The sequence below is a fragment of the Nonomuraea terrae genome, assembly GCF_044465245.1.
Taxonomy (GTDB): domain Bacteria; phylum Actinomycetota; class Actinomycetes; order Streptosporangiales; family Streptosporangiaceae; genus Nonomuraea; species Nonomuraea terrae.
In genome coordinates this window covers 470763-483071 of record NZ_JBITLL010000009.1, presented here as the reverse complement: position 1 = coordinate 483071, position 12309 = coordinate 470763, and the positions used below count along the sequence as shown (strand labels likewise).

10 protein-coding genes are annotated in these 12309 nt (G+C 70.8%); 8 read left to right on the top strand and 2 right to left on the bottom strand.

The annotated features are described in order from the left end of the window. Positions 1 to 62 precede the first annotated feature (62 nt). The gene (locus ACIBP6_RS44515; protein WP_397060999.1) at positions 63 to 1883 is read left to right on the top strand and encodes a hypothetical protein; all 1821 of its coding nucleotides are present in this window, start codon (positions 63 to 65) and stop codon (positions 1881 to 1883) included. A gap of 104 nt (positions 1884 to 1987) precedes the next feature. Next, positions 1988 to 2338 carry a hypothetical protein gene (locus tag ACIBP6_RS44510; protein ID WP_397060997.1) on the top strand — a complete coding sequence of 117 codons (351 nt, stop codon included), beginning with the start codon at positions 1988 to 1990 and terminating at the stop codon, positions 2336 to 2338. Between the two features lie 47 nt (positions 2339 to 2385). On the opposite strand, the gene ACIBP6_RS44505 is transcribed toward ACIBP6_RS44510, so the two are convergent. Continuing rightward, positions 2386 to 4368, bottom strand: a complete 1983-nt coding sequence (locus tag ACIBP6_RS44505) for a M64 family metallopeptidase (RefSeq protein ID WP_397060996.1) — start codon at positions 4366 to 4368, stop codon at positions 2386 to 2388. A gap of 208 nt (positions 4369 to 4576) precedes the next feature. After that, on the bottom strand, positions 4577 to 4936 hold the full coding sequence (locus tag ACIBP6_RS44500) for a hypothetical protein (protein WP_397060994.1): 360 nt from the start codon (positions 4934 to 4936) through the stop codon (positions 4577 to 4579). 120 nt (positions 4937 to 5056) lie between these two features. On the opposite strand from ACIBP6_RS44500, the gene ACIBP6_RS44495 reads away from it, so the two are divergent. The 6 genes from ACIBP6_RS44495 to ACIBP6_RS44470 all read left to right on the top strand — a co-directional run bounded on the left by ACIBP6_RS44495 (position 5057) and on the right by ACIBP6_RS44470 (position 11924). Continuing rightward, positions 5057 to 5935, top strand: a complete 879-nt coding sequence (locus tag ACIBP6_RS44495; RefSeq protein WP_397060992.1) for a DUF72 domain-containing protein — start codon at positions 5057 to 5059, stop codon at positions 5933 to 5935. Between the two features lie 37 nt (positions 5936 to 5972). Then, complete coding sequence (locus ACIBP6_RS44490; protein WP_397060990.1) at positions 5973 to 6752, top strand: DNA-formamidopyrimidine glycosylase family protein; 780 nt, start codon at positions 5973 to 5975, stop codon at positions 6750 to 6752. Between the two features lie 125 nt (positions 6753 to 6877). Next, positions 6878 to 7477: a TIGR03086 family metal-binding protein gene (locus tag ACIBP6_RS44485; RefSeq protein WP_397060988.1), complete on the top strand. Its 600-nt coding sequence runs from the start codon at positions 6878 to 6880 to the stop codon at positions 7475 to 7477. A 292-nt stretch (positions 7478 to 7769) separates the two neighbouring features. Continuing rightward, positions 7770 to 8204, top strand: coding sequence for a cupin domain-containing protein (locus ACIBP6_RS44480; protein WP_397060986.1), 435 nt, complete (start codon positions 7770 to 7772; stop codon positions 8202 to 8204). Positions 8205 to 8308: 104 nt separating this feature from the next. Next, on the top strand, positions 8309 to 8527 hold the full coding sequence (locus ACIBP6_RS44475) for a hypothetical protein (protein WP_397060985.1): 219 nt from the start codon (positions 8309 to 8311) through the stop codon (positions 8525 to 8527). Between the two features lie 775 nt (positions 8528 to 9302). Further along, a complete protein-coding gene (locus ACIBP6_RS44470) occupies positions 9303 to 11924 on the top strand; it encodes a DUF6493 family protein (RefSeq protein ID WP_397060983.1) in 2622 nt (873 codons plus the stop codon). Positions 11925 to 12309 lie beyond the last annotated feature (385 nt).

The following is a 12309-nucleotide window of genomic DNA, read 5'->3' as shown; positions in this document are numbered from 1 at the left end:
CACGCTCTCCCCGCAACAGACGAACCGGGGGGAGCAAGATGGGCCGGCTATCGCGGCGCAGCATGTTGAAGGCCACGGCGGCGGTCGCCGCGGTGGGCGCGGGACGGCTCGCGCTGGGGCCCCAGCCCGCCGCGGCGGCCGGCGCTCCCGGCCGCCCGATCTCGATGGCGATGCACATCCACGCGTCCTGGAGCGAGGGCGTCGGCAGCATGCAGGGCCACCTCGAACAGGCCACCCGCGCCGGCATCGACGTGATGTGGTGGACCGAGCACGACTTCCGCATGGCCGAGCACGGATACCCCGGCCTCGTCCACATGAACGGCCCCGCCGAGCAGGTCAACGGCGTGGCCTGGTCGTGGGCCGAACAGCGGCAGGGCACCCTCGCGTCCTCGCAGGTCCGGTGGGACCGGACGACGGCCTCGCCGGCGGACGCGGCCACCCCCGGCTCCGTACGGCTCACGGCGACCTCCGCCGGCCCCGACGCCGCCGCGGTGCGCGTCTCCGGCACCGCCGCGAACACGGTCCACCAAAGATCGGTGTACGACCAGACGATCGAGGTCGACGTCTACCCCGCGGAGGTGTCGCCGCACGCGTACCTGACCGTGGAGATCACCACCAGCTGGCGGCCCGCGACCACCGGGCGCCCCGCCGGCCAGTACAAGCTCACCTACGTCATCAACGGCACCCAGGGGAAGTCCCGCACCGCGTCCGGGCTGCAAGGCGTGGTGCACCTGCCCGCCCGGCAGGGACGGTGGAACACCGTGCGGATGTCCCCGGCCGAGGACATCGCGCGATTCTGGCCGGACCTGGAGAGCCGTGACGCCGCGATGCTCTCGCTGACGCTCGGCGCCGTCAGCGAGAAGGGTCGCCTCGCCGACGGCTGGTTCGACCTGCTGCGCATCTCCCGCCCGGCGCGTTCGGCCGACGCCGTCCTGCAGGTCCAGGCGGCGCTGATGGCCGGCTACGCCGCGCGGTTCCCCGCGGTACGCCAGTACCAGGGCCTGGAGGTCTCCCTCGTCAAGCCCACGCACGTCAACTGGTTCGGGCCCGAGATCACCATGCCGGCGTTCGCCAAGCCGCAGCCGGTGGCCGACCCCGACCCGGCGGCCGGGCTCGCGGTCGTCGAGATGATCCACTCGACCGGCGGCCTCGCCTCCTACAACCATCCCTTCGGCACCTCGCACCCCGCCGAGCTGCCGCCGGCCGAGCAGGACGCCCTCCGCGCGAAGGTCGCCAAGACCGTGCTCGCCGACCGGGCCATGGGCTGCGACATCCTCGAGGTCGGCTACCCCAGCCGCGGCGGCGTCGACCTCGAGCGGCACTCCCAGCTGTGGGACGTCTGCTCCCGTAACGCCGTCTTCCTCACCGGAACCGGCGTCAGCGACGACCACTCCGGGCAGGACTGGCTCGGCCAGGAGTCCAACTTCGTCACCTGGGCGCACTCGCCCAGCCGCGAGCTCGCCGACCTGCTCGCCGCCCTGGCCTCCGGGCGGGTCTTCTTCGGCGACCCCGCCCGGTTCTCCGGCGTCATCGACCTCCAGGTGGACGGCGGTGCTCCCATGGGGTCCGTCACCACATCGGCCGCCGCGACCCGTGCCGTACGGGCCATCCTCACCGGCCTGCCCGCCGACGGCGTCGTGCGCATCGTGCAGGGAACGGTGGACCTCGCCGGACCCGCCAAGCCGGAGCCCGGGACCACGTTCACCGAGATGCCGGCCTCCGCGTGGTCCCGCGGCTACGTCGACCTTCCCGTCGACACCCGCTCACCCCGTTTCGTGCGGCTCGAGGTGCGTGACAGGACCGGGCGGGTCATCGCGCTGTCCAACCCCGTATGGCTGCTGCGCGACGTCCCGGCCGGCGGCATCCCGGCGGCCCGGAGCTGACCCTTGGGACCCCTCCCGAGGCGCGGCCGTAAAAATGCGTCACATCCGCGCGATCTACGCGGATGTGACAAAAGCAGCGCCGCCCCCCGAAGAAGGAGAAGCCCGTGAACCGGCTTGCCCTCAGCTCCCTGACCCTCGCGTGCGCACTGGTCGCGGCCCCGGCCCTCGCCGCGACCCCGGCCGCCGCCGCGCCGGCCCTCCGGGGCTGCTACGACGGCACATGCCAGTTCACCTTCACCAAGCCGGTGAAGTTCCGCGTGGCCAAGAAGTACGGTCTCGCCTGGGTACGCGTGGCCAAGGTGTGGAGCGACTGGGCCGGCACGGACGTGGTCCAGGTGACGGTGCCCAACGGCAACGTCCTGATGAGCGAGGGCGCCAGCGGCTCCGCCAACAAGCTCAACTTCCGCGTCGTGTCCATCACGGACCAGGGCGCCAAGATCCGCTTCACCGGCTGACCACGGGCACCCCCGCGGGTACGGGGATGCCCACCTGAGAACGGCTGTCAGTCGACGACAATGGCGCCCGGGGGCAGCGGCGTCGCGCCGTCGGTGTCGTTCACCGTCACCGTGAACTTCTTCGGCTCGCTGATGTTGCCCGCGGCGTCGATGGCCCGGTACTCGACCGTGTGGTCGCCGTAGCCCGGCTTGAAGTCCGGGTAGAACTGCTCGAACGGCGCCTTGGTCAGACCGCCGGTGCCGAGGTTGCCGTACGCGATCTCCTTGATGACCGTGCCGGACGGCGTGAACCGGTACGGCGTGCCCTCGGGCGCGTCCGGCCAGCCGTGGTAGTTGAACCAGCCGTCACCGTCGAGCCGGAACTCGATGACGACGTAGCCCTCCTGGTCGTCCGTCGCCTCCAGCCCCATCTCGAACCACTCCTTGAACGCGTAGTGCGGCGCACGCGAACCCTTGGCGGGGGCCGAGGAGACCGGGTCGGACAAGTCGTACGTCACCTCGGGCGCGACGTTGTCGACGGTCCAGGTGAGGGTGTCGGTCGGGGAGCCGGGCACCGCCGGGTCGGACACCGTCGCCGTCAGCTCGTACGTGCCGGGCTTCAGCTTCAGCTCGCCGAGGTCGAGGTTGCGGCTGTTCCTGGTCCTGTTGACGTTGAGCGGCTTGCCGTCGATCGCCCAGGTGACGTCCAGGACGCGGTCACGCGGGTGGGTGGTCTCGACGTAGACGACGTCCTGGCCGCCGACGGGGTGGGTGGTCGCCGTCGACGACGTGAACTCGACCGCGGACGGGCTCGGCGTCGCCGGCGCCGCCCCCTCGGCGACGACCCACTCGCGGGTCTGGGTGAGCGCGCCGCCGTCGGCCACGGCGGGGTCGCGCACGTCCTCGGTGTCGTCGGACACGGTGACGGTGACGGTGTCGCCCGGCCGTACGTGCTGCTCGTCCAGGTCGAAGTCGCGGCTGTTCCTGGTGTTCTTGACGGTCTTGCCGTTGACCGCCCAGGTGACCGTGAGCTCGTGGTACAGCGGGTGCATCGTCTCGACCCAGAGCACGTCTCCCGCGTACACCGGCTGGTCGGTCGGCGTGGAGTGCACCGTCATCTGGGCGACGTCGCGCCGGCCGGAGATGCGCTCGATCATCCGCTCGCGGCCGACCTGGTCGAAGTGGAAGCCGATCCAGCGCATGATCGAGTGTTCGCTCGGCCGCCACACGTTGGACGAACGGGTCATTCCGCTCTCGTACCGGCCGATGGTCCCGCCGGACAGGCTCTCCTCACCCAGCCAGCGGAACCACTTGGCCTGCTGCTCCCGCATCTCCTCCTCGGTCAGCCGGGTGTGGTGGATCGACGACGGCTCGCTGTCCGGGTGCCGGCCGCCGGGGACGTTGCGGGCGCTGTACGGGTACTCGTCCTGCAGCCCGCCGAGCGAGTGGCCCAGCTCGTGCGGGCTGACCAGCGGGCCCTGCGGCGCCTGCCCGGTCGTCGTGGCGTTGCGGCCGCCGATGCCGCCGTACGTGCTGGTGTTGGCGATCGTCAGCGTCTGCCGGTTCTGCGCCGTCACCCCCGGGATCATCGAGACGTACTGCTCCAGCGCCTGCTGACCACCGGCCCCGAACGTGACACCGCGGGCGTTCGGGTCGGCGGGGCAGGTGGCCGCGTACTGCAGCTTCAACGGCGTGTCGCGGCGGACGTTGCCATCGTCGGGATCACAGCTGATGCCGGACACCCCCGACACGACCTCGACCATGTACACGTTGAAGTAGTCGCGGTAACTGCGGAACGGCTCGATGCTCCACTGCACGTTGAGGTGCCGCTCCACATCGTCGCGGAACTGCTGCATCTCCTCGGCGGTGTAGCCGTCGCCTAAAATGATCAGGTTCAGCCGGTCCTGCGGCGGCCCGGTGACCTGCAACGGCACCACCGTCGCCGACCCGACCTCCGCCGCCGCCGCCGCGACCGCCGGCGGCGCTCCCGTCAGCAACATCCCCATCAGCCCGAACGCCCCCACGGCGGCTGCGACCTTCCGCTTGGCCATGGCACCTCACCCTCACTTGAGAGAGACGGCCAGCCACGCGGAGAGCGAGCCTCGGTCCCCCGAGAGGGACGCTAGCCACCATGCATCAGGACATCACCGGACAGATGACGGATATTCCCCCACCCTTTTCCATCGTCTGCAGGAACCACAGCGCCACCATGCCGACGGCGTCGTACCAAGCTGTCCTCCACGGCGACCGCCGGCTCGGTCATGAGGGGTCTCGGTCCTCCTCGTCGCCGTGCAGGAAATCCTCGAAGGTGGGGCGGCGGTCCGCCCGACGCGACCACATGATCAAGGCCGCCCATCGGAAAGGGAGGAGAACGAGATCGAGCAGCCGGCGACCCGCACGGGCTCCAAGCCCAAGGGCCAGTTCGACGAGAGCCCTGAGCGTTTCCCAGGGGCGTGACAGAGCCACCAGGACGAACATCAGGATCATGTTCCCGAGGCTCATCCCGCCGAAATCGTCGGAGTCGTCTCGCTCCTTCTCCTGCCTCACGGCGCGCGGCCGCTGAAGGCCGAGGGCGTGAACGTGCTCCTGTGCGTCATGGACACTCCCGAGCCTGGGCATCGGTGACGAAGATTGGAACGCGCCCCAAGCCTACGTCGGTGAGACGCCGCCCCGGAGCTCGGACATGGCGAGCCCGCTCGGGCCGCGCGTCGTACCTCCCTGCCGGGGTAGGAGCGACACATGGGTTCCATCCTGGTGGGAACCGCGTCCTGGACCGACAAGACGCTGCTGGAGTCGGGGTGGTATCCCCGTGACGTCACCTCCGCGCAGGAGCGGCTCGGCTACTACGCCAGCCGGTTTCCGCTGGTGGAGGTGGACTCCTCTTACTACTCGCCACCGGCGGAGAACACCGTCTCCCTGTGGCGCGATCGCACCCCCGTCGGGTTCACCTTCGACGTCAAGGCGTTCTCGCTGCTGACGCATCACCCCACCCGCCCCGGCGCGCTGTACAAGGACCTGCGGGAGCGCATCGGGGAAGCGAAGAAGAACGTCTACTTGCGCGACCTGGACCGCGATATCGCCGAGCAGGTGTGGGACAGGTTCCTCGCCGCGCTGGCGCCGCTGCGCGAGGCGGGCAAGCTGGGCGCGGTGCTGTTCCAGTTCCCGCAGTGGTTCCCGATCGCCCGGAGCAACAAGCAATACATCGTGGAGTGCAAGGAACGCTGCGCTCCGGTGCCGATCAGTGTGGAGTTCCGCAACCACACATGGATGAGCGAGGAGAACCAGGCCGAGACCCTGGGCTTCCTGCGCGAACACGAGGTGCCGTACGTGAGCGTGGACATGCCGCAGGGCTATCCCACCTCGATCCCGCCCGTGCTGGCGGCCACCGGCGGCCTGGCGGTCGTGCGCTTCCACGGCCATTCGGCCAAGTGGACCAGCAAGGACATCCATGAGCGGTTCGGCTACCTCTACAGCGAGGACGAGCTCCGGGATTGGGCGCCCAAGCTGCGGCGGCTCGCCGAGGACACCGAGACCACGCACGTCCTGATGAACAACTGCTACCGAGACCACGCCCAGGTCAACGCCGCCCAGCTCGCCCGCCTCCTCGCCCACGCCTGACCGACGTCGCCCCAGCTCACCGGGTACGTCGTAGGGCATGCCGGAAGGACACCTCATCCACCGCCACGCCGCCGCGCAGCACGCGGACCTCGCCGGCCGGGCGGTGCGCGCATCCGGGCCGCAGGGCCGGTTCGACGCGCGGCCGTGGGACGGGCGGGCGCTCACGGATGTGGAGGCAGCAGGCAAGCACCTGCTCTACCACTTCGAGGACGCGCCCACCGTGCACGTACATCTGGGTATGCGAGGGATCTTCCTGCGGTACGACGACCCCGGCACGCCGCCGCGGGCCGGGACCCGGCTCCGGCTGGCGACCCACGAGGTGGCGTACGACCTCATCGCCCCGTCCCGCTGCGAGGCGCTGTCTCCGGCGCAGGTGGCGGCGCTGCGGGAGTCGCTCGGGCCGGATCCGCTGCGCTCGGACGCGTTCGCGGACGAGGCCGTCACCCGGCTGATCGCCTTCCGCGGGCCGGTGGGCGCGGCCGTGCTCGACCAGAAGGTCTGGTCCGGGATCGGCAACGCGTGGCGGGCCGAGCTGCTCTTCCTCGCCGGCCTCCATCCGAACGCCCGCCACGTTTCTCCTGGCACCGCAGGGCGGCTCTGGGACATCGCGGTCACGTACCTCGCGCTCGGCCGGGACGCCGGGCAGGTGGTCAGCGACCCGGGAGCGCCCTCGGAGCGTTGGGTCTACCGGCGCGAGCACTGCCGCAGGTGCGCTGCGCCCGTACTGACCTGGCAACTTGCCGGCAGAACCGCCTACTGTTGTCCCGTGGATCAGCCGGAGCAGCGTCGACCGGCCTCTCCGGCGTCCGGAGCGTAGCTCCCCACCGGCATCGATCCACCCATGGCGACGAACCGTCGAGCCGGCGCGGACCGATGACTTCTGCGATCCCGGGAAGTCAGCACGGTAGAGCGACGAGTCAGGTACGAAGGAGAGGAACCGCCATGCCGACGATCGATCTGGAGTCCGCTGCCCGCGAGGTGGTGCGGCTGCTGGACGGTGTCACCGAGGATCGGATGGACGATCCGACGCCGTGCGCTGACACCTCGGTCGCCGCACTGCTCGACCACCTCATGGGCCTGTCACTGGCGTTCACCTGGGCGGCCCGGAAGACACCCCCGCCCGAAGGCGGACCACGGCCGGGAGCGGAGAGCGCCGAACGTCTCGATCCGCAGTGGCGCACGCTGCTTCCACGGCGACTCGACGAGCTGGTGGAGGCCTGGCGCGCCCCGGCCGCCCGGGAGGGGATGACCGAGGCCGGCGGCGTGACGATGCCCGCCGAGCAGATGGTCGTGGTCGCACTGGACGAACTGGTCCTGCACGGCTGGGACCTCGCCCGCGCGACCGGCCAGCCGTTCACGTGCGCCCCGGCCGACACGGCGGCCGTTCTCGCGTTCACCAGCGAGGCAGCGCGACCGGAGCAGGCAGCCGGCCGGGAAGGTCTCTTCGGCCCGGTGGTCGAGGTCCCCGAGGACGCGCCGGCGTTCGACCGCGCACTCGGCTTCGCAGGCCGCGACCCAGCGTGGACCCCCAAGCCGGCGTGACCTCGCCGTGAGCCCGAAAGCCCATGCCCTTCGCCACGGCAGGGAACCGCCCAGGCCACCCCCTGCCTCCGGCCCTCAGCAAAGATCGGATATTTGATCTTTCGGTGCGAACGGCGTCTAGACGTAGACGCGTCGAGCATGCCGTGCCTAGGCCCGTGATCATGTCGTCCGCGGGCGGGGGCGTCCACGGCGGGCGCGCTTTTCGCAGCGTTGTCACACATCCGGGTGCTGTCTGGTCTGAGCTGGTGCACGGCCGGATCGGAGCCGGCCGCCGTCACACGAAGGAAGCCTGATGAACACCGATCACGCTCACCAGCTCGAGAACCCCGACAAGAGCGGGCCACCGCCGAAAATCGACGTGGTCGCCACCGTGCCGGGGGCGCCGCCTGCGCCGGAGGGGGCCGAGGCCATGACGATCCTGGTCACATTGCCGCCGAACAGCCCCGGTGCGCCGCCGCACCGGCACTCCGGGCCCGCGTACGGATACGTGATCAAGGGGGCCGTGAACTTCGAGCTCGAAGGGGAACCCGTCCGGGTCGTCCGGGCTGGTGAGGCGTTCTGGGAGCCCGGTGGGGACGTGATCCACTACCAGGACGGCAACCACCTCGCCGACGAGGAGTCGGCGTTCGTGGTGACGATGTTCTGCGCGCCCGGGCAGCCGATGTTGACCGTGGTCAGCCCGGAGGAGTTGGAGGCTCGGCGCGACCGTCGGGCGCCGCGGTCGTGACCAAGGTCTCGTTGACCGCGCTCGCCGGCAGTCTGCTCGCGCAAGCCCGTGAGGCGGACAGCGGCCGCGGCGCCACCACGGTCCACGGTGGACATGATCGTTCCTTGCGGCAGACCGTGATGGCGTTGCGGCAGGGCGAGCACATACACGAACACGAGCATCCCGGCGAGGTGACGGTGCACGTGCTGCACGGGCGGGTGCGGCTGGTCGCCGGGCCTGACTCGTGGGACGGGCTGCCCGGCGATCTGCTGGTCATGCCTGAACGCCGCCACCGTGTGGAGGCCGTGGAGGACTGCGCGTTCCTGTTCACCACCGCACGCTGAAGGTGAGGAAGGCGGGAACCGGGTTCGGTTCCCGCCTTCTGCCCTGCCGAAAGGACCTGGCCGATGCGGGCGCTCAGGCCGGAGAAGCCCGGCGCGATCAGTCGTCGCCTCAGTCGTCGCCTCAGTCGGAGTGCGCCGTGGCCGCCCGCTGCAGGGACAGGGCCGCGCCGATCTGGTCAAGGGCGTCCTTGAGGGAAGCGGAACTTGCTGTCGGGATTCCCCCGGCTACCATCACCCGCCGCACCCTGCCGGCGGCCAGATCCGCGCCGCGGTGGAGGAATTCTCCCGCAACGGCACCAGGCAGAGGCCCGAGTGCATGAGCTGGACCCCTGGCGAGCTGTCCGGGCGCCGCCTTGGCACACCGGAGCCGGATGAGGCGGACCAGCATGCCTATCACGCTGTCGAAAACCAGCCCGGACACGAACCCGACGGGACAGAGCCGGCGCCTTCGCTGAACGGTAACGAAGGCACCTCTCCCAGGTCGTAATCGCGAGGGCCGCGTCTCACCCTCGCCGGGCCACCCTCGATCAGCCCAACGCGTGTCACCATGCCGCAGCGCGTATCCGGCGCCTCGTCCTGCGCTGAACAAGCCTTGCGAGTAAGCGGGAGTCACCGGCGACAACCGACCACAGCGGCCCGACAAGGCTTACGTGCCCGGGCACCAGCTGCTGTTGGCCCAGATCATCCAGAGATGAGCCACATTGTCGGTCTCGATCAATAAGCTGCGGTCCGTGATCGAGATCGATTTATGCCCGGCCCGGATCGGAGCACCCGCGTGAACCCCGTACAGGAGGCGCTCGACCGCATCGAGACCGGCTCCGTCGCCAGCCTCGTGGCGTTCCTGGACGGCCTCGGTGACGACGACAAGCGCGCGATCGCCCGGCACTTGCCCGCTCACCTGAGCGAACGGGGGCGTGCCGGGTGGGAGGCCGAACAGCGGGTCCGGGAGCTGGCGTCCCTCTACCGCTTGGCCGGGGCGGCCTGCTTGAGCGGGGCCGAGCAGGTGGCGTCCTGGCTCAACCGGCGGGAGTTGCGCCGGGTGGAGCCGGAGGCTGATGCCGCACGCATGATGTCCGTGCTGGCGAACCGGTCGCTGGAGTGGCGCCGTGATCTGGCCGTTCGCCTGGTGCGGCGGCTGCGGCCGGCCACTGGTCCGACGTGGCGGCGCATGGAGGCGTTGGGAAACTGGGATCTGGCCGCGGCACTGGTGGTCGAGACGGGCGCCGAGCCGCCGGAGAACGACGCGTTCGTGTCCGGATGGGTGTTGCGGATGGCCTTGCGGCAGCAGGCGAACCGGGGAGCTCCGGTACTCGCCGGCGATCGGCTGCTCGATCACATGCTGCCGCGCCTGTTCCAAGCGCAGGGTGTGGCGGACGGGCTGACCTGGGGCCGAGTCTGGGCAGACGGTCACACCATCATCGGCGAGCTGGTCGCGCTGGCCAGGACGGGCCGTGTGCCGCGCCAGGCGCTGCTCGACGGCTGCATGAGCCGGTTCCTGACCGGAGTCGATGCCGCTGACGCCGGCTCCTTCGTCACGCTGTGGCGGGAGCTGAAGCCGGAAACGGCCGAGATCCCGGTGGCTGACTTCGTCCGCGTGCTGCCGTCGGCGTCCTCACCCGTGCTCCAGCTCGCCATGGAGGAACTGCACCGGGCGGAGTCCGCCGGAACGCTCGACGCGGGGCTGTTCGCCGAGGCGGTCCAGGCGCTGGCGTACCGGCCGGAGAAGAAGAACATGGCGGCCGCGGTGAAGTGGATCGCCGACGCGCCCCCGGCCAGGGGCGGCGCCGCGGCGGCCGCGCTGGTGCCCGTGCTCGACGTCGACACGCCCAGCCTGCGCGAGCGTGCGGTACGCGTCGCGGTCAAGCTCGCCCCGCACACCACCGAACCCGACAGGGAGGCGATCCGCGAGGCGGGCACCCGGCTGCCCGCCGACCTGCGCCGGCGGTTGGCCGCAGCCTATGGCGCGGTGGACGAGGTCCGACCCGAGCCCGTGGTCGTTCCCGCGCTGACCGCGACGTCGCTGCCCGCCCTGGCCCCGCCCATCGCCTCGGTGCCGGAACTGGCCGCCGAGCTGGACAGACCGCTCTGGCCGCAGGATCCGGCGCGGGCCGACCGCATTCTCGCAGCGCTGGTCGAGCTGACCCATCACGACCGTGACGCCGTCGTGGCGGGCTTGCAGCCCTGGTGGCGGACGCAGTGGCGGCACCCCTTCGACGCGAGCATCTACGTCTACGGCATGTCCGGCGGCGACGAGCACATCGGTTTCCTGCTGTCGCGCTGCGCGCTGGCCGTCGTGTCGCCCGCGGACAGCCGCGAGCTGACCAAGTTGCTGAACGGCGAAGGCCGCTGGCCGAGCCATGAGCCTGCTTTGCAACGATTCGTCCAGCAGCGTTTCCGCGAGGTCATATCCCTGTTCGAGCGGGGCGAGACGGTCCCCGTGCTGCTGGCCACGCCGACCTCGCCCACGGGGCACGTCGACGCCGCCACCCTGGTCGCGCGCATGGAGCGGCTGAACGGCACCGAGCCACTTGAACACGACTTCCTGCAGGCGTTGCTGCGACTGCCGCGCCGGATCGATCCGGAGCTGGCCGCGCGGGCGGAGAGACTGCCGTCGGAAGCGGGCCGGCGGCTGGCGGCCTGCCTGCGCGACGGCGGGCTGCCCGACCCCTTGGTGACCTGGGAGCTCGAGGCGTTCGACCGCCCGGGGTCCTACCACCAGTCGCTGCAGGAGGCGCATGCCCGGCTGGCACCGCCCGAGGGCGTGCCCGGGCCGCTCGCCGAGCTGTGGACGCTCGTGCCCAAGACCGGCTATCCCGCCTTCTCCCGGAACATGGTGTGGTGGCCGTCCATCATGCCGTCGCATCGGGAGGCCGTGGCCGCGTACCTCCTTGAGTGCCTCCCAGGGTTCATGGACGTGGAGGTCGTGGCCGCCCTGACGCATAACGACGGTCCGGTCGGCCTCGCGACAGCGAGCACGATCGTTGCCGGCATGAGCCATCCGGTCCCCGCCCAGCGAGCCCGCGCCGCCGACGCGATCCTCACGCTGGCCGCGCACGGGGAGCTGCCCGCGGCCGACCTCGGCCGGGCCCTTGGCCACATGGTTGTCGGCGAGCAGGTCAAGCTCAACCGGATCACCGGCATCCTCGACGAGGTCTCGGCGGCCGGGGCGCACGCCGAGGTGTGGACGGCTCTGGCTCAGGCGGTGCCGCTGCTGCTGCCTGGGCCCGGGGAGAAGGCCAAGGCGGGCCTGGGGAAGTTGCTCACGGTCGCCGTACGGGCGGCGGTACTCACCGGGGCGCAGGACGACCTGCCAGGGCTGGCGGAGCTCGCGGCACGCAAGGGCTCAAGCCTGCTCATCCACGAGGCGCGGCGCCTGTACGACGCGATCTCCCTCTGAGACGCCGTCTCGGATCCTCACTCGTGATTGCGGTCCGGAGAGTGGGACGGCGGTGGCGACTGCGTGAGCGCAATCGGCCGGTGCACCGTCGTGAGGTCCACCGTGGTCGCTTCCCGGCTGAGCCAGCGGGAGGCGTCACGACGGCGTGCGAGTTGCTCAAGCCGCTGGGGGAGCGCCACCCCCGGCCCACGACCATCCGGGAGTAGACGGCGATGACGAAACGCCGCGTACACCCAGAGCGACCAGGAACGAATACAGGCGCGGTCGGAGACCCCCTGCTGATTCGGCGCCGCAGTGTGGAAGTGACACCGGTCAGATCCGCCGGCCGCTCGGCCTGGTCACCGGTGATGGTGGTGCGCCGGCTGTGCTGCGGACCAGTCCGGCC

Excerpts from the sequence above, each read along its gene's own strand:
- ACIBP6_RS44515 (WP_397060999.1), top strand. The coding sequence starts at position 63 with ATGTTGAAGGCCACGGCGGCGGTCGCCGCGGTGGGCGCGGGACGGCTC.
- ACIBP6_RS44505 (WP_397060996.1), bottom strand. The coding sequence starts at position 4,368 with ATGGCCAAGCGGAAGGTCGCAGCCGCCGTGGGGGCGTTCGGGCTGATG.
- ACIBP6_RS44500 (WP_397060994.1), bottom strand. The coding sequence starts at position 4,936 with ATGCCCAGGCTCGGGAGTGTCCATGACGCACAGGAGCACGTTCACGCC.
- ACIBP6_RS44495 (WP_397060992.1), top strand. The coding sequence starts at position 5,057 with ATGGGTTCCATCCTGGTGGGAACCGCGTCCTGGACCGACAAGACGCTG.
- ACIBP6_RS44490 (WP_397060990.1), top strand. The coding sequence starts at position 5,973 with ATGCCGGAAGGACACCTCATCCACCGCCACGCCGCCGCGCAGCACGCG.
- ACIBP6_RS44485 (WP_397060988.1), top strand. The coding sequence starts at position 6,878 with ATGCCGACGATCGATCTGGAGTCCGCTGCCCGCGAGGTGGTGCGGCTG.
- ACIBP6_RS44480 (WP_397060986.1), top strand. The coding sequence starts at position 7,770 with ATGAACACCGATCACGCTCACCAGCTCGAGAACCCCGACAAGAGCGGG.